We start from the raw sequence: 17,606 nt of genomic DNA on the forward strand, positions 1-17,606 counted from the left end.
CGAACAGCTGAAGGCGGGCCTGGAGGAGTACATCCATTACTACAACCATGACCGCATCAGGCTGAAACTCAATGGCCTGAGCCCTGTCAGCTACAGGACTCAGGCCACTGGCTAAAACTGTCCAACTTTTCGGGGGCAGTCCAGGATCACCACAGGTTCGAATACTGTGAGCACCTTGTAGGAGCTGGCTTGCCGGCGATAGGGCCGGAACAGGCAACACACCTGCCAGGCTGATAAGCTGCACTCAATTTGCAACAGAGCGATCGGGGTAAGCATGACAGTGGATCTGGCCAGCATTCTGCTGGGCTTGGTGGCAGGTGCATTACCTTGCCTGGGTTGGGTCATGCAGGTGCAGCGCCGCCAGGGTGCGCGGCAAGGCGAGCAGGCCTTGCTCGAAGAGCGCCTCAATGCCGCCCAGCTGGCCCTGGCCGGCCTGCAGGCGCAACTGGATGCCAGCCGCGACGAGGTCAGCGACCTCAGCGAAGCCAACACCGTCAAGCAGACCCAGCTGGCCGCCCAGGGGCGTGAGCTGGAACTGCTGCAGATCGAGCGCGACAACGCCCGAGACGCCGCCCACGCCTGGAACCTCGAGCGTGCCAACCGCGAAGCCGAACTGCGCCGCCTGGAGGCCCAGACCGCACGCCTGGACGCCGAACTGCGCGAGCAGCAGGAAAGCCACCAGCAGCGCCTGGAAGACCTGCAGGAAGCCCGCGACACCCTGCGTGCCCAGTTCGCCGACATGGCTACCAAGATCTTCGACGAGCGCGAGCAGCGCTTCGCCCAGACCAGCCAGCAGCATCTCGGCCAGTTGCTCGACCCGCTCAAGGAGCGCATCCAGGCTTTCGAAAAACGCGTGGAGGAGAGCTACCAGCAGGAAGCCCGCGAGCGCTTCTCGCTGGGCAAGGAGCTGGAGCGCCTGCAGCAACTCAACCTGCGCCTGTCCGACGAAGCCACCAACCTGACTCAGGCGCTGAAGGGCCAGAAAACCCAGGGCAACTGGGGTGAGCTGATCCTCGAACGGGTACTGGAGCATGCCGGCCTGGAAAAGGGCCGCGAATACCAGACCCAGGTCAGCCTCAAGAGCGCCGATGGCGAGCGCTTCCAGCCTGATGTGCTGATCATGCTGCCCGGCGACAAGCAGGTAGTGGTGGATGCCAAGGTCAGCCTCACCGCCTACCAGCAGTTCGTCGCCGGCAACGACGAGGCCGCACTCAAGCAGCATGTGCAGTCGCTGCGCAGCCACGTCAAAGGCCTGTCGAGCAAGGACTACAACCGCCTCGAAGGCCTGCACAGCCTGGATTTCGTGCTGCTGTTCGTGCCGATCGAGGCCGCCTTCTCGGCAGCCCTGCAGGCGGAGCCGAACCTGTTCCAGGAGGCCTTCGATCGGCAGATCGTGATCGTCAGCCCGACCACCTTGCTGGCCACCTTGCGGGTGATCGACAGCCTGTGGAAGCAGGAACGCCAGGGCCAGAACGCTCGCGAGATCGCCGAGCGCGCCGGCTGGCTGTACGACAAGTTCGTGCTGTTCATCCAGGACCTGGACGAGTTGGGCAGCCGCCTGCAGCAGGTGGACAAGGCCTATGCCGCCGCGCGCAACAAGCTGTGCGAAGGGCGCGGCAACCTGGTCAGCCGCAGCGAACAGCTGAAGCTGCTGGGCGCCCGCGCCAGCAAGAGCCTGCCGGCCGACCTGCTGGAGCGGGCGCTGTCCGACGAGGCGTTGCCGGACGAAGCGCTTACTGAACCAGGCTCAGATGGCGATTGAGCATGGCGCGCAGGGCCGCCGGCTTGACCGGCTTGGCCAGGTAGTCCAGGCCAGAGGCATGCACCATGGCGATGGTTTCCTTGCTGCCGTCGGCGCTGATCACCACGCCCGGCACCGGCTCACCCAGGCGCGCACGTAGCCAGCCCATCAGCCCGGTACCAGTCTCGCCGTCGTCCAGGTGGTAGTCCACCAGCGCCAGGTGCGGGCGCATGCCCTTGGTCAGCAGGGCTTCGCATTCGGCGCGGTTGCGCGCGGTCCACACCTGGCAACCCCAGCGGCTGAGCAGGCTGTTCATGCCGATCAGGATGCTGTCTTCGTTGTCCACGCACAGTACCTGCAGCCCGGCCAGTGGCTGGCCGCCCTGTTCCACCGGGGCGGTGGGCGCCGGGGCGGCCTGGCGGGCAATCGGTACGCTGACGCGGAACACCGTGCCCTTGCCCGGCCACGAGCGCACTTCCAGCTTGTGCCCCAGCACCCGGCACAGGCCGTCGGCGATCGCCAGGCCCAGGCCCAGGCCCTTCTCGGCGCGGGTCTGGTGGCTGTCCAGGCGCTTGAACTCCTGGAAGATCACCTGCAGCTTGTCGTCGGCGATGCCCGGGCCGCGGTCCCACACCTCAAGCCACAACTGTTCACCCTGGCGCCGTGCGCCCAGCAGGATCGGGCTCTTGCCATAGCGCAGGGCATTGGTCAGGAAGTTCTGCAGCACCCTGCGCAGCAGCTTCATGTCGCTGTCCACCCGCAGGCGGCTGCCGCGCAGGCGGAACTCCAGGCCCTTCTCGGCGGCCAGCACCTTGAATTCGGCACCCAGGGTATCGAACAGCTCGTTGAGGGCAAAGGGCTTGGCATCCGGGGTGATCTTGCCGTTTTCCAGGCGCGAGATGTCCAGCAGGTCGCTGATCAGCTCTTCGGCCGAGCGCAGCGAGCTGTCCATGTGCTGCACCAGTTGCCGGGCCTCTTCGTTCATGCCCTCGGCCTGCTGCGACAAGGCGGCGGAGAACAGCCGGGCGGCGTTCAGCGGCTGCATCAGGTCATGGCTGACCGCAGCCAGGAAGCGGGTCTTGGACTGGCTCACCGCTTCGGCACGGCTCTTGGCTTCGGACAACGCCTGGTTCAGTTGAGACAGCTCTTGGGTGCGTTCCGCCACCCGTTGCTCCAGGCCTTCGTTGGCATCGCGCAGGGCCTGCTCGGCCTCGCGGAACGGGGTGATGTCGGTGAAGCTCATGACGAAACCGCCGCCCGGCATCGGGTTGCCGATCAGTTCGATCACCCGGCCATTGGGGAACAAGCGCTCGGAGGAGTGCGCACGGCCCTGGCGCATCCAGTGCAGGCGCCGCGCCACATGCACCTGCGCCTCGCCCGGGCCGCACAGGCCACGCTCGGCGTTGTAGCGGATGATGTCGGCGATCGGCCGACCCACGCTGATCAGCCCGTCGGGGTAGTTGAACAGTTCCAGGTAACGGCGGTTCCAGGCCACCAGGTGCAGGTTCTGGTCGACCACGCTGATGCCCTGGTTGATGTTCTCGATGGCCCCTTGCAGCAGGGCGCGGTTGAACTGCAGCACCTCACTGGCTTCGTCGGCAATACGCACCACGTCTTCCAGCTGCATGTCGCGGCCTTCGATGGCGGCCTTGACCACGGCGCGGGTCGACGAGGTGCCGAGCACGCCGGCCAGCAGGCGTTCGGTGTGTTCGATCCAGTCGCCGTCGGCGTTCTGGTTGGGGTTGAAGCCCTTGCCCTGGCGGTAGGCGAAGCGGATGAAGCTCTGCCGGGCGCGTTCTTCGCCGACAAAGCGCGAGGCCAGGGTCAGCAGGTCGTCGATCTGCACCGCCAGCAGCGGCTTGCTGCTGGGCCTGGCGCTGGTCTGCTGGCCGATGAAGCGGCCGGCCTGCCAATGCTCGGAAACCCGCGTGCGCGACAGCACCGAGACCCAGGCGAACAGGGTGAAGTTGCCCGCCAGCGACAGCACCACGCCCTGGGTCAGCGGGCTGATCGGCAGGTCAAGCGGGTTGCCGTGCAGCCACGCCAACCCTGGGAACAGCTGCAGCGACCAGCCCACGCTGTGCGCGGCAATCGGCAGCACCAAAGTGTAGAACCACAGGAAAATACCTGCGGCCAGGCCAGCGAACACGCCGCGGCGGTTGGCCTGCTTCCAGTACAGCGCACCGAGCATGGCTGGGGTCAGCTGGGTCACGGCGGCGAAGGCGATCTGGCCGATGGTCGCCAGGCTGGCGGTGGAGCCCAGCAGGCGGTAGCTGACATACGCCAGCAGCAGGATCACCACGATGGTCACCCGGCGTACCGAGAGCATCCAGTGGCGGAACGCCTCGAACGGCCGCTCGGCGTTGGTACGGCGCAGCAGCCAGGGCAGCAGCATGTCGTTGGAGACCATGGTCGACAGCGCCACGGCCTCGACGATGACCATGCCGGTGGCCGCCGAGGCGCCGCCGATGAATGCCAGCAGGGCCAGGCTCGGGTGTGCCTCGGCCAGAGGAAGGCTGATGACGAACGAATCGGAGATCACCGTGCCCGGCAGCAGCATCTGCCCGGCCAGGGCTATCGGCACCACGAACAATGCGGCGAGCGCCAGGTACATCGGGAATACCCAGCGCGCCAGGCGCATGTCCTGGGGTTCGATGTTCTCCACCACGGTGACGTGGAACTGCCGTGGCAGGCAGATGATCGCCATCATCGCCACGGCGGTCTGCACCACCATCGACGGCCAATTGATGGTCTCCTGCCAATAGTCCTGAAGGTGGATCGACTGGCGCGCCTGGCTGAACAGGTCGTCGAAGCCGTCATACAGGTTGAAGACGACGAAGATGCCCACGGCGAGGAAGGCCAGCAGCTTGATCAGTGATTCGAAGGCAATCGCCAGGACCATGCCACGGTGGTGTTCGGTCACGTCCAGGCTGCGGGTACCGAAGACGATGGCGAACAGTGCCAGTACCAGCGACACCACCAGTGCGGTGTCCTGCACGCGGGTGCCGGTGGCGTCGGCATTGGCGCCGATCAGCAGGTTCACCCCCAGCACGATGCCCTTGAGCTGCAAGGCGATGTACGGCAGCACGCCGACCAGGCAGATCAGCGCAACGACCACCGCCAGGGACTGCGACTTGCCGTAGCGCGCGGCGATGAAGTCGGCGATCGAGGTGATGTTCTGTTGCTTGCTGATCAGCACCATCTTCTGCAGCACCCAGGGCGCGAAGATCAGCAGCAGCACCGGGCCCAGGTAGATCGGCAGGAATGCCCAGAGCTGTTCGGCGGCCTGGCCGACCGCGCCGAAGAAGGTCCAGCTGGTGCAGTACACGGCCAGCGACAGGCTGTACACCCAGGCACGCAGCTTCGGCGGCAACGGCGTACTGCGGCGGTCGCCGTAGAAGGCGATGGCGAACATGATGGCCATATAGGCCAGGGCGACCACGGCGATCAGCCCGCTGGACAACGACATGAAGACTCCGAAGCAAAAAGATAACGCGGTCCCGATCAATCAGTCTGGCACGCAGGTGCCGCTTCGTCAGCGCAGACGATGGTCGCAGTGGCAGGTGGTCGCAGGGGGCATCCTGTACTGGCCTCTTCGCGGGCTTGCCCGCTCCCACAGGTACGGCGCTGCCCTCAAGGTATGTGATATCCCTGTGGGAGCGGGCAAGCCCGCGAAGAGGCCAGTACAGCCAACATCAATTACTGCGGGTACCCAGCCAATAAAACACCCCCGCCAGTATCACCGACAACACCAGCAGGTAGAAGATCGCCCCCGGCCACAGATGCACCAGGGCAAACCCCACCATCACCGGCCCCAGCGCCGCACCGAGGTTGGACAGGTTCTGCGCACCGTAATACACCCCACGCAAGTGCTCCGGTGCGATCAGGTCGATGAACATGTACTCGGCCGGGATCACGATGATCTCGCCCAGGGTGAACACCAGCATCGCCAGGCACCACGCCAGCGCCGAACCGGCCAGGGCAAAGCCCAGCAGCCCGGCGATGAACAGGCTCATGCCAGCCAGCAGCCAGGGCATCAGGCGCTGGCGGCTGATGCGGCGGCCGATCAGGTACTGCAGGGCAATCACCGTCACCGCGTTGGTGGTCACCAGGTAACCGATCAGGCGCGCCGCCTCGGCCGGGCTGCTGGTCACCACCAGGTACTGTGACAGGTAGGCGGTGAACTGGCCGAATACCACCGCGCTCAGCACCCCGCCCAGGGTGAAGCATACCAGCCGCCGGTCACGGGCCAGCCCCAGCGCCACCTGGCCAAAGCCGGCCCCGGGCTTGTCCGGTGCACTGGCCTGCAGGCTGCGGTCCCCCAGGCGCCAGTAGGCCAGGCACATGGCCAGGCCGAGCAGGGCAGAGGCGATGAACGGCATATGGTCGTTCAGCTCCAGCATGGCCACGCCCAGCAGCGGGCCGGCGGCGTAGCCGACGTTGCTGAGGGTGTACTTGATGGCGAACACTTCGGCCCGTTCCTCCACCGGCAACAAGGCGCAGAAGCCCGCCTTGGCGGCGATGTCGACCACTGCCAGGGCCAGGTTGATCATTACCAGGCAGAGAAAGAACAGCAGCGCCGAGTTGCTGGCGACCGCGCCGACGAAGGCCAGGGCAAACAGCAGGGTGCTGGCGCTGACCAGTGTGTGGTTGCGCAAGGTATCCACCAGATGGCCGCCATACAGGCTCAGCAGCGAGGCGATGATCAGCGCGCCACCGATCAGCAGGCCGATCTGGCTGATCGGCAGCTGGAAGTTGTCGGCCAGGTACACCACCAGGTAGGGCAGGGTAAGGGCACGGGCGACGGTGAGGGTGAAGGTGGTGGTGAGCAGCAGGCGCACAGTGTGCGGGTAGCGTTTGATGGCGGCGAGCATTGCCACGTCCTTGTTGTGGAATAGCCGAATCGGAGCATATGACAAATGGGGGCTGCTCTGCAGCCCATCGCCGGCAAGCCAGCTCCCACCTCGACCGCATTGATCTCAAGCCATGTGCGGTACCTGTGGGAGCCGGCTTGCCGGCGATGAGGCCGGGACAGGCTTGCTACAGAATCACCGCGCTTGCCAGTCAGTGCATTTCCCATGCAGATTTGTGGCTTGTCGCGCCCGGCGCGCCTCCAATTGAAAAGCCCTCAGGACCAAGGACGATGAGTCACTCCTCGCAATTCACCTTGCTCGGCAAGCGGCGTTTCCTGCCGTTTTTCATCACCCAGTCGCTGGGTGCCTTCAACGACAACCTGTTCAAGCAGTCGCTGATCCTGGCGATCCTGTTCAAGCTCAGCCTGGGCGACGGTGACCGTTCGATCTGGGTCAACCTGTGCGCCCTGCTGTTCATCCTGCCGTTCTTCCTGTTCTCTGCGCTGGGCGGGCAGTTTGGCGAGAAGTTCGCCAAGGATGCGCTGATCCGGGCCATCAAGCTGGCCGAGATCGCGATCATGGCGGTAGGCGCGCTCGGCTTCATCACCAACCACCTGGCGCTGATGCTGGTGGCGCTGTTCGGCATGGGGACTCACTCGGCGCTGTTCGGCCCGGTGAAGTACTCGATCCTGCCGCAGGCCCTGCGCGAAGAAGAACTGGTCGGCGGCAACGGGCTGGTGGAAACCGGTACCTTCCTGGCCATCCTCGCCGGCACCATCGGCGCCGGGGTGATGATGTCGGCTGACAGCTATGCCACCGTGGTGGCTGGTGGCGTGGTCGGCACCGCCGTGCTCGGTTACCTGGCCAGCCGCTGGATCCCGCGGGCCGCTGCCGCTTCGCCGCAAATGCCGCTGGACTGGAACATCTTCAGGCAGTCGTGGGCGATCCTGCGCATGGGCCTGGGGCAGCCGCCGGCGGTGTCGCGCTCGATCGTCGGCAACTCGTGGTTCTGGTTCGTCGGTGCCATCTACCTCACGCAGATCCCGGCCTACGCCAAGGACTGGCTGCACGGTGATGGCACGGTGGTGACACTGGTACTGACCCTGTTCTCGGTGGGGATTGCCTTGGGTTCGCTGCTGTGCGAGCGGCTGAGCGGGCGCAAGGTGGAAATCGGCCTGGTGCCGTTCGGCTCGTTCGGCCTGAGCCTGTTCGGCCTGCTTTGGTGGTGGCACTCCGGCGATGTACCGGCTGCGGCGGCACCGCACGACTGGCTGGCGCTGTTGGGCATGGGCCAGGCCTGGTGGATCCTGCTGTCGATCGTCGGCCTTGGGGTGTTCGGCGGCTTCTACATCGTACCGCTGTATGCGCTGATCCAGGCCCGCACCGCCGAAGACCAGCGCGCCCGGGTGATCGCTGCCAACAACATCCTCAATGCCCTGTTCATGGTGGTGTCGGCAGTGCTCACCATCATCCTGCTGGGCCTGGCCGAGCTGACCATCCCGCAGCTGTTCCTGGTGGTGTCGCTGCTCAATATCGCGGTCAACGCCTATATCTTCAGGATCGTGCCCGAGTTCACCATGCGCTTCCTGATCTGGCTGCTCAGCCATTCGATGTACCGTGTGCAGCACCGCGACCTCGAACGCATCCCCGACGAAGGCGCGGCGCTGCTGGTGTGCAACCACGTGTCGTTCGTCGATGCGCTGCTGCTGGGCGGGGCGATCCGCCGGCCGATCCGCTTCGTCATGTACTACAAGATCTACAACCTGCCGGTACTCAACTTCGTGTTCCGCACCGCAGGCGCCATCCCGATTGCCGGGCGCAACGAAGACCTGGCCATCTACGAACGTGCTTTCGCGCGCATTGCCGAGTACCTGGCCGATGGCGAGCTGGTATGCATCTTCCCTGAAGGCAAGCTGACCGGGGATGGCGAAATCGATGTGTTCAAGGGAGGCGTCAACCGCATCCTCGAAGAAACCCCGGTGCCGGTCATTCCGTTGGCCTTGCAGGGGCTGTGGGGCAGCTTCTTCAGCCGTGACCCGGCCAAGGGCTTTTTCAAGCGCCTGTGGTCGCGGGTGACCATCGTGGCAGGCGCCGCCATCCCGGTGGAGGCGGCGCAGCCAGAAGCCTTGCGTGAGCAGGTCAGCCGCCTGCGCGGCAACCTGCGCTAGGGGAGGGCGTCAGCTGGCGCTGACTTTCAGGCCGACCAGGCCGGTAATGATCAGCGCCACGCTGACCAAGCGTACCAGGGCCATGGACTCGCCGAACAGGATGATGCCGGCGATCACCGTGCCGACGGCGCCGACGCCGGTCCAGATGGCATAGGCGGTACCCAGCGGCAGCTCTTTCATGGCCAGGCCCAGCAGGCCCAGGCTGATGGCCATGGCGGCGACGGTGAGGACGGTGGGCAGTGGCTTGCTGAAGCCGTCGGTGTATTTCAGGCCGACGGCCCAGCCGACCTCGAACAGGCCGGCGAAGAACAGGATGATCCAGGACATGGTGCGTCTCCATCGTTGTGAATGATGGGGCCGTCCCCGGAATGGTCACGCGGTGCGTCGTGAGGTCGTCCTCACAGTGGATACATGGTGCACACCTGCAGCCCTAGGGGCAAGCCTGTACCGGCCCTTTCGCGGGCACGCCCGCTCCCACAGGTACTGCACAGGTCTGAAGATTGTGGAGATCTCTGTGGGAGCGGGCGTGCCCGCGAAAGGGCCAGTGCAGGCAACATCAATGCCTGGCCGGCTCCCCACCTTCTGCTTCTGCCACAGGTTCCCCCATGCGCCGGAACCAGGTCGACAGCAGCGCCCCGGAAATATTGTGCCAAACGCTGAACAACGCACTCGGCACCGCAGCCAGCGGCGAAAAATGCGCCGCCGCCAGTGCCGCGCCCAGCCCGGAGTTCTGCATGCCCACCTCCAGCGCCAGCGACTTGCGCTGTGCCAGTGGCAGCTTGCACAGCCTGCCGGTCAGGTACCCCAGCAAGTAGCCGAAGCTGTTGTGCAATATCACCACCGCCATGATCAGCAGCCCCGACTCGGCGATCTTCGCCTGGCTGGCCGCCACCACCGCGCACACGATCATCACGATACTCACCACCGACACCAGCGGCAGCACCTGCACCGCCGCCTGCACCCGCGCGCCAAGCAGCCGCTGGGCCAGCACGCCGAGCACGATCGGCAGCATCACCAGCTGCAGGATCGACCAGAACATGTCCATGAAGGACACCGGCAGCCAGGCCGAGGCCAGGAACCAGATCAGCGCCGGGGTCAGCAGCGGGGCGAGCAGGGTGGTCACCGCAGCGATCGCCACCGCCAGCGCCAGGTCGCCACGGGACAGCCAGACCATCACGTTCGACGCCGTGCCGCTCGGGCAGCAGCCAACCAGGATCACGCCCACGGCGATTTCCGGCGGCAGGTGGAACAGCTGGCACAGCAGCCAGGCCATGCCCGGCATGATCACGAAGTGCGCGACCACACCCAGCATCACCCGCCAGGGCTGGCGGGCGAGGGCGGCGAAGTCATCGAGCTTGAGGGTGAGGCCCATGCCGAACATCACCAGGCCCAGCAACGGCACGATGGCCACCTTCAGGGCGATGAACCATTGCGGTTGCAGGAAGGCCAGCACGGCGAACACCAGCACCCACAGGGCGAAGGTATTGCCGACGAAGCGGCTGAGGGTGGCGAGGGCACGCATGGGGGCAATTCCTTTTCTGTTTTATGGCTTCAAGAATTTCACTGGCCCTTTCGCGGGCTTGCCCGCTCCCACAGGTACACCACAGTACTCAGAAACTGTGGTGTACCTGTGGGAGCGGGCAAGCCCGCGAAGAGGCCAGTACTGTCTGAGGATATCTCCCAGGCCAGTACCGGCATTTCAAAACCAGTCAGACCCCTTGCGGAATCTCTTCCCCACCCAGTGCCTCGAACAGCACCGGCAGGAATTCGGCAAAGGTCATCATCATCAGCTGGAAGCTGGCATCGAACTGCTGCGCAGCCTCATCGCCACCATCCTGTTCGGCCTGCTCCTGCAGCAGCTCTTCGAACTTCAGGCGCTTGATCACCATCTTGTCATCCAGAATGAACGACAGCTTGTCCTGCCAGGCCAGGGCCAGCTGGGTAACCACCTTGCCAGTGCTCAGGTGCAGCTGGATTTCCTCGCCGGTCAGGTCCTGGCGCTTGCAGCGCACGATACCGCCATCTTCGGCGGTGTCGCGCAGTTCGCACTCGTCCAGCACATAGAAGCCTTCGGCAGCTTGCTGCGACTTGACCCACTCGGTCATGGTGGCAACCGGTGCGATTTTCACGGTGGCCGGGCGCACCGGCAGCGAGCCCATCACTTCACGCAGGGTCGACAGCAGGTCTTCGGCACGCTTGGCGCTGGCCGAGTTGACCAGGATCACGCCCAGGCGCGGGGCAATGGCCGCGAAGATCATCGAGCGGCGGATGAACGCGCGCGGCAGGAAGGCCTGGATGATCTCGTCCTTGATCTGGTCGCGTTCCTTTTTATAGACCTTGCGCATCTGCTCGGTCTCGATCTCTTCGACCTTTTCCTTCACCGCATCGTTGACCACGCTGCTGGGCAGGATGCGTTCTTCCTTGCGCGCGGCAATCAGCAGGTACTCGCCACTGACATGCACCAGGGGAGCGTCTTCGCCCTTGCCGAATGGCGCGACGAAACCATAGGTGGTCAGCTCCTGGCTGGCGCAGGGGCGGGCCGGCTTGCTGGCCAGGGCCGCTTCCAGCGCTTCAGGCTCGAACGGGACTTCCTGGGTCAGGCGGTAGGTCAGCAGGTTCTTGAACCACATGAGGGGCAATCTCTCCTTAATGCATAAGGCGGGCATTATTCTCCGAGCGGTGCTCTCAGGCCAACCCTGTCGGAGTGCCAGTAGCTGTAGCTGAATGTAAAGATGCACGTGGCAACGCTAGGTCTTTGAAAGGCCTGAGGTTTTTTTTGAAAAAAGTTAAAAAAGTGCTTGCCAGGGTACGGGGCCGTCCGTAGAATGCGCGCCACACCGAGACGAAGGGTGATTAGCTCAGCCGGGAGAGCATCTGCCTTACAAGCAGAGGGTCGGCGGTTCGATCCCGTCATCACCCACCACTCGATGTTTAGCGCAGCGGTAGTTCAGTCGGTTAGAATACCGGCCTGTCACGCCGGGGGTCGCGGGTTCGAGTCCCGTCCGCTGCGCCATATTTCACTTCCAGGGCCTACTGAACACCCGGAAGTAACAGAGAAAGCGACCTCAGGGTCGCTTTTTTTGTGCCTGCGATTTGGTGTTTTCGCGAATTTTGCAAAAAGTTCGATAAGTGCTTGCCAGAGCGCCAAGTCGCCCGTAGAATGCGCGCCACACCGAGAGACATGGGTGATTAGCTCAGCCGGGAGAGCATCTGCCTTACAAGCAGAGGGTCGGCGGTTCGATCCCGTCATCACCCACCACTCGATGTTTAGCGCAGCGGTAGTTCAGTCGGTTAGAATACCGGCCTGTCACGCCGGGGGTCGCGGGTTCGAGTCCCGTCCGCTGCGCCATATTCCACTTCCAGGGCCTACTGAACACCCGGAAGTAACAGAGAAAGCGACCTTAGGGTCGCTTTTTTTGTTTCTGCCTTTGGCAAAAAACTATCTTGTATTGCCTGTCAGGGCCTCATCGCCGGCAAGCCAGCTCCCACCTCGACCGCATTGATCTCAAGCCCTACGCTATCCCTGTGGGAGCTGGCTTGCCGGCGAATGGGCTGCAACGCAGCCCCGGCAATCTCAGCGGCGACGCTCTTCTTCCCGTAAGGTGAGCACCTCAACCCCCTCCTCGGTCACCGCCACCGTATGCTCCCACTGCGCCGACAAGCTGTGGTCGCGGGTAATCACCGTCCAGCCATCCTTCAGCGTGCGCGTCCCGCGTCCGCCCTGGTTGATCATCGGTTCGATGGTAAACACCATCCCCGGCTTCAACTTCAGGCCCATCCCGCGCTGGCCAATGTGCAGCACCTCGGGCCCTTCATGCATCTGTTGGCCAATGCCATGCCCGCAATACTCACGTACGACGCTGTAGCCCGCCGCTTCGGCATGGGTCTGGATGGCATGGCCGATATCACCCAGCGTAGCCCCGGGGCGTACCTGTTCGATGCCTTTCCATAGCGCGTCATAGGTGGTGTCGACCAGGCGCTGCGCCTCATCGCTGATCGGCCCGATGCTGTACATCTTTGACGAGTCGGCGATATAGCCGCCTTGTTCCAGGGTGATGTCGACGTTGATGATCGAGCCTTCCTTTAGCACTTCATCGACCTTGGGCATGCCATGGCACACCACATGGTCCACCGAGGTGTTGAGCGAATAGGGGAAACCGTACTGGCCCTTGCTCGCCGGGCGGGCCTTGAGCGTGTCGATGATGAACGCCTCGGCGCGGTCGTTGATCTGCATGGTGGTCACGCCAGGGCGGATGAAGCTGTCGAGGTCGGCGAACACCTGGGCAAGCAGCTGGCCGGCGCGGCGCATCAGGTCGAGTTGGGCGGGGGTCTTGATAATCACCTGGGACATGGGGGGAGTGCAGTGGCTCGTGCTGGAATGTGCCCCAGCATAGCGCCATGGGGTGTGGGGGTGCCATCGCATGGTGCACAGCCTGTACCGGCCTCTTCGCGGGCACGCCCGCTCCCACAGGTACAGCACCGCCCTCAGGCCTTGTGATATCCCTGTGGGAGCGGGCATGCCCGCGAAAGGGGCGGCACAGCTGGCCCATAAATTGCTGTTTCACCTCCATCCAGGGCTATCAACGTCGACAGCCCACAAAACTTCACGACAAAGGCGCCGTGTTGCCCCGCTTGCCCAGCAAGCAGGGGCAGCCGGCGCCTTTTTGCGTTCCCTACAGGAGCCCGCCCATGGCCAACAGCGAAGTGCGCAGCGTCTGCCCCTACTGCGGCGTCGGTTGCGGCATCGTCATGAGCGTCGCCGATGGCAAGGTCGGCAAGATCAGCGGCGACAAGCAGCACCCCAGCAACTTCGGCCGCCTGTGCACCAAAGGCCTCACCGCACACCTGCCGCTGACCGCCGCCGGGCGCATGGAGGATGCCTATGTACGCCAGCAGCGCAGCCAGCAGCCAGCGCGTACCGGCATCGACCAGGCCATTGCCGCCGCCGCTGCGCGCCTGCGCGGCATCATCGACCAGCACGGCCCCGACGCCGTGGCGCTGTACGTGTCCGGGCAGATGTCGCTGGAGGCCCAGTACCTGGCCAACAAGCTGGCCAAGGGCTTTATCCGCACCCGCCACATCGAGTCCAACTCGCGCCTGTGCATGGCCAGTGCCGGCAGCGGATACAAGCTGTCGCTCGGTGCCGATGGCCCGCCCGGCAGCTACCAGGACTTCGAGCACGCCGACGTATTCCTGGTGATCGGCGCCAACATGGCCGACTGTCACCCGATCCTGTTCCTGCGCCTGCTCGACCGGGTCAAGGCGGGTGCCAAGCTGATCGTCGTCGACCCGCGGCGCAGCGCCACCGCCGACAAGGCCGACCTGTTCCTGCAGGTGCGCCCCGGCAGCGACATGGCCTTGCTCAATGGCCTGCTGCACCTGCTCCTGCGTAACGGCCACACCGACCCCGACTTCATCGCCCGCCACACCGAAGGCTGGGACGAACTGCCGGCCTTTCTCGATGACTACACCCCTGACCGGGTGGCCGCCATCACCGGGCTGGCCGAGGCCGACATCATCAAGGCCGCCGAATGGATCGGCAGCGCCAGCAACTGGATGAGCTGCTGGACCATGGGCCTGAACCAGAGCATCCACGGCACCTGGCACACCAATGCGATCTGCAACCTGCACCTGGCCACGGGCGCCATCTGCCGCCCCGGCAGTGGGCCGTTCTCGCTGACCGGCCAACCCAATGCCATGGGCGGCCGCGAGATGGGCTACATGGGCCCCGGCCTGCCAGGCCAGCGCTCGGCGCTGGTAGCGCAAGACCGCGCCTTCGTCGAGCAGCAGTGGCAACTGGCCCCGGGCAGCCTGCGCAGCGAAGGCGGCGAGGGCACGGTGGCGCTGTTCGAGCAGATGAAAAGCGGCGTGGTAAAGGCCTGCTGGGTCATCTGCAGCAACCCGGTGGCCAGTGTCGCCAACCGCCAGCAGGTGATCGACGGCCTGCGCCAGGCCGAACTGGTGATTACCCAGGATGCCTTCCTCGACACCGAGACCAACCGCTACGCCGACATCCTGCTACCGGCTGCGCTGTGGGCCGAAGGCGAGGGCGTGATGATCAACAGCGAGCGCAACCTCACCCTCATGCCACGTGCCGTCGAACCGCCCGGGCAGAGCCTGCCAGACTGGCAGATCATCGCCCGGGTCGCCTGTGCCATGGGCTATGCCGACGCCTTCGACTACCCCGATGCCGAGGCGGTATACGAGGAGATCCGCCGCTTTCACAACCCAAGCACCGGCTACGACCTGCGGGGCATCGGCTATGCCGAACTGCGCGAGCAGCCGCACCAGTGGCCCTGCGCCCCGGGCCGCGACAACCCGCGCAGCTCGCTGCGCTATCGCAACGACGGCAGCAGCCAGACGCTGTTGCACGATGCCCAGGGCGAGTGCCCGGTGTTGGCCTTCCCGACCGCCAGCGGCAAGGCCCGCTTCTTCGCCCGGCCCTGGTTGCCGGCGGCGGAGCTGCCGGATGCCGATTACCCCATGGTGCTGAATACCGGCCGCGTGCAGCACCAGTGGCACACCCTGACCAAGACCGGCAAGGTACCGGCGCTGAACAAGCTGGAGCCCGGACCCTTCGTGGAAATCCACCGCGACGATGCTGCCCGGCTGGGCATTGCCGAAAAGGACCAGGTGGCCATTCGCTCGCGCCGCGGGCAGGCCGTGCTGCCCGCGCGAATCAGCGACCGGGTCATGCCTGGCAACTGCTTTGCCCCGTTCCACTGGAATGACCTGATCGGCGAGCAACTGGCGATCAACGCCGTGACCTGCGATGCGGTCGACCCGCTGTCGCTGCAGCCGGCGTTCAAGCATTGTGCCGTGACCCTGGAGCGGGTTGCCGGTGAGCGCATCGAAGCCCTTGATCTGAACACTGCCAATCCGGAGCCTGCCCGCATGCCGACCGCCACCCTGTCCCGTCTGCTTGGCCTGGACACCCTGCCAGCTCCGGTGCTGGCCGAGGAAGAGCGCCATTACCTGCAAGGCTTCCTGCTGGGCCTGGACCAGGTTCGCGCCGAGGGCGTGCCCTGCCTGCCGGCCAGTGCGCCGCTGGCCGCCAACCGCCGGTTGTTCGTCGATGGCTTGCTGGCCGGGCTGTTCGCCCAGCCGGCCGTGCTGCCCGATGCAGCGTTGATAGCACCACGGCACCAGGTGCTGTGGGCTTCGCAAACCGGCAACGGCGAGCTGTTGGCCGAACGCTGTGCCGAGCGCCTGCGCGGTGCCGGCCTCGACGTGCAGCTCAGTTGCATGGAAGCGGTCAGCCCGCGCCAGCTGCAGGGCGCCGCCAGCGTGGTGCTGATCGCCAGCACCTTTGGCGATGGCGACGCGCCCGACAGCGCAGCGGCATTCTGGCAAGCCTTGCAAGGCGAGGAGGGCGCCCACTGCGCCGAACTGCCTTTTGCCGTGCTGGCCCTGGGCGACTCCAGTTACGACCAGTTCTGCGGCTTTGGCCGCAAGCTCGACCAACGCCTGGCCGAGCTGGGTGGGCGGCGCCTGCTGCAGCGGGTGGACTGCGAGCCGGACTTCGACGACGCCTTCGCCGCCTGGCTGGATGCGCTGCTGCCCACGCTAGGCAACGCTGCTGCACCGCAACCGGTCACCGAGCCTGCGCCCGTGGCGGCCTATGGCAAGCAGCAACCCTGGGCTGCCACCTTGCTGGAAAACCGCCTGCTCAACGGCCCGGGTGCCAGCAAGGAAACCCGTCAACTGGTGTTCGACCTGAGTGGCAGCGGCTTCACCTATGCCGCCGGTGATGCCTTGGGCGTGTGGCCGCGCAACTGTCCGGCCCTGGTCGACGAGCTGCTGGCGCTGATGCAGCTCGATGGCCAGACCATGGTTCAGCTGAAAGGCCATCCCGCCATGCCGCTGACCGAAGCCCTGCAAGCGCACCTGGAGATCGCCAAGGTCACCATGCAGCAGCTGCAGGCCTTCGCCGGCAATGCCCCGGACCTGCAGCGCCTGCTGCAGCCCGAGTGCAAGGCCGAGCTGCAGGACTGGTTGTGGGGGCGGCAACTGGTCGATGTGCTGCGCACCTTCCCCCAGCAGCTGCCGCTGGCCAGCTGGCTGGAGCTGCTCAAGCCGTTGCAGCCGCGCCTGTACTCGATCAGCTCCAGCCCGCTGGCGCACCCGCAGCAGGTGCACCTGACCGTGTCCACGGTGCGCTATGGCGCGCGCAAAGGGGTGTGTTCAAGCTTCCTTGCCGACCGTGCGCAGGCGCTGAAGGTTGCCATCTTCCCGCAGGTGTCGAAGCACTTTCGCCTGCCCGAGGACGACAGCGTGCCGGTGATCATGGTCGGCCCCGGCACCGGTATTGCACCGTTCAGGGCCTTCCTCGAAGAACGAGAGGCACGTGGGGCGAAAGGGGCCAACTGGCTGTTCTTCGGCGAGCAGTACGCGGCCACCGATTTCTATTACCAGGAGCAGCTGCAGGCCTGGCAGGCTGCAGGGCACCTGCGTCTGGACACGGCGTTTTCACGCGACCAGGCCGAGAAGGTCTACGTGCAGCAGCGCATGCTCGAGCAGGGCGCGCAGCTGTGGCAGTGGCTGGAGGCGGGGGCGTACTTCTATGTGTGTGGCGATGCGCAGCGCATGGCCAAGGATGTGGATGCGGCGTTGCGGGCGATCGTGGCCGAGCATGGCGGCATGGATGCAGCGGCGGCTGCGGCTTATGTCGAAGCGCTGGGCAGGGCCAAGCGGTATCGGCGGGATGTGTATTGATGTGCTCCAAGATGGGGAGTGATGCACTTGGAATGTGCATTTACTGTACTGGCCTCTTCGCGGGCAGGCCCGCTCCCACAGGTACTGCACAGGTCTGAATAAACGTGGAGAACCCTGTGGGAGCGGGCG

10 protein-coding genes and 4 tRNA genes are annotated in these 17,606 nt (G+C 65.0%); 8 read left to right on the forward strand and 6 right to left on the reverse strand.

Going from position 1 to position 17,606, the window contains the following annotated elements; translation table 11 throughout:
• Both CAG22_RS16545 and rmuC read left to right on the forward strand, forming a co-directional pair.
• The coding region (locus tag CAG22_RS16545) for an IS3 family transposase (RefSeq protein ID WP_139833478.1) at nt 1–115 on the forward strand (115 nt) is incomplete at its 5' end.
• A gap of 273 nt (nt 116–388) precedes the next feature.
• Complete coding sequence (gene rmuC, locus CAG22_RS16550) at nt 389–1,762, forward strand: DNA recombination protein RmuC (RefSeq protein WP_170929316.1); 1,374 nt, start codon at nt 389–391, stop codon at nt 1,760–1,762.
• Here rmuC and CAG22_RS16555 read toward each other — a convergent pair.
• Both CAG22_RS16555 and CAG22_RS16560 read right to left on the reverse strand, forming a co-directional pair.
• Nucleotides 1,734–5,210: a hybrid sensor histidine kinase/response regulator gene (locus CAG22_RS16555; RefSeq protein ID WP_085693475.1), complete on the reverse strand. Its 3,477-nt coding sequence runs from the start codon at nt 5,208–5,210 to the stop codon at nt 1,734–1,736. The genes rmuC and CAG22_RS16555 overlap by 29 nt on opposite strands.
• 226 nt (nt 5,211–5,436) lie before the next feature.
• On the reverse strand, nt 5,437–6,615 hold the full coding sequence (locus tag CAG22_RS16560) for an MFS transporter (protein WP_085693473.1): 1,179 nt from the start codon (nt 6,613–6,615) through the stop codon (nt 5,437–5,439).
• 269 nt (nt 6,616–6,884) lie between these two features.
• Here CAG22_RS16560 and CAG22_RS16565 point away from each other — a divergent pair, with 269 nt between their 5' ends.
• Nucleotides 6,885–8,762 (forward strand): MFS transporter, encoded by a 1,878-nt coding sequence (locus CAG22_RS16565; RefSeq protein ID WP_015269262.1) that lies wholly within the window; start codon nt 6,885–6,887, stop codon nt 8,760–8,762.
• A gap of 9 nt (nt 8,763–8,771) precedes the next feature.
• On the opposite strand, the gene sugE is transcribed toward CAG22_RS16565, so the two are convergent.
• The 3 genes from sugE to rdgC all read right to left on the reverse strand — a co-directional run bounded on the left by sugE (nt 8,772) and on the right by rdgC (nt 11,392).
• Nucleotides 8,772–9,089, reverse strand: a complete 318-nt coding sequence (sugE, locus tag CAG22_RS16570) for a quaternary ammonium compound efflux SMR transporter SugE (protein WP_009686221.1) — start codon at nt 9,087–9,089, stop codon at nt 8,772–8,774.
• A gap of 229 nt (nt 9,090–9,318) precedes the next feature.
• Nucleotides 9,319–10,284, reverse strand: coding sequence for a bile acid:sodium symporter family protein (locus CAG22_RS16575; RefSeq protein WP_013971400.1), 966 nt, complete (start codon nt 10,282–10,284; stop codon nt 9,319–9,321).
• Between the two features lie 187 nt (nt 10,285–10,471).
• The gene (gene rdgC, locus CAG22_RS16580) at nt 10,472–11,392 is read right to left on the reverse strand and encodes a recombination-associated protein RdgC (protein WP_085589900.1); all 921 of its coding nucleotides are present in this window, start codon (nt 11,390–11,392) and stop codon (nt 10,472–10,474) included.
• 217 nt (nt 11,393–11,609) lie between these two features.
• On the opposite strand from rdgC, the gene CAG22_RS16585 reads away from it, so the two are divergent.
• The 4 genes from CAG22_RS16585 to CAG22_RS16600 all read left to right on the forward strand — a co-directional run bounded on the left by CAG22_RS16585 (nt 11,610) and on the right by CAG22_RS16600 (nt 12,111).
• Nucleotides 11,610–11,685: transfer RNA gene (locus CAG22_RS16585), tRNA-Val, on the forward strand.
• Nucleotides 11,686–11,698: 13 nt separating this feature from the next.
• Nucleotides 11,699–11,775 (forward strand) — tRNA-Asp (locus CAG22_RS16590).
• 170 nt (nt 11,776–11,945) lie between these two features.
• Nucleotides 11,946–12,021, forward strand: a tRNA-Val gene (locus CAG22_RS16595).
• Nucleotides 12,022–12,034: 13 nt separating this feature from the next.
• A tRNA-Asp gene (locus CAG22_RS16600) sits at nt 12,035–12,111 on the forward strand.
• Between the two features lie 225 nt (nt 12,112–12,336).
• On the opposite strand, the gene map is transcribed toward CAG22_RS16600, so the two are convergent.
• A complete protein-coding gene (gene map / locus CAG22_RS16605; protein WP_371858039.1) occupies nt 12,337–13,113 on the reverse strand; it encodes a type I methionyl aminopeptidase in 777 nt (258 codons plus the stop codon).
• Between the two features lie 338 nt (nt 13,114–13,451).
• Here map and CAG22_RS16610 point away from each other — a divergent pair, with 338 nt between their 5' ends.
• The gene (locus tag CAG22_RS16610; RefSeq protein ID WP_085692389.1) at nt 13,452–17,477 is read left to right on the forward strand and encodes a bifunctional nitrate reductase/sulfite reductase flavoprotein subunit alpha; all 4,026 of its coding nucleotides are present in this window, start codon (nt 13,452–13,454) and stop codon (nt 17,475–17,477) included.
• Nucleotides 17,478–17,606 lie beyond the last annotated feature (129 nt).

Origin of the sequence: Pseudomonas sp. B8(2017), assembly GCF_002113575.1 — a bacterium.
Lineage (GTDB): Bacteria > Pseudomonadota > Gammaproteobacteria > Pseudomonadales > Pseudomonadaceae > Aquipseudomonas > Aquipseudomonas putida_Z.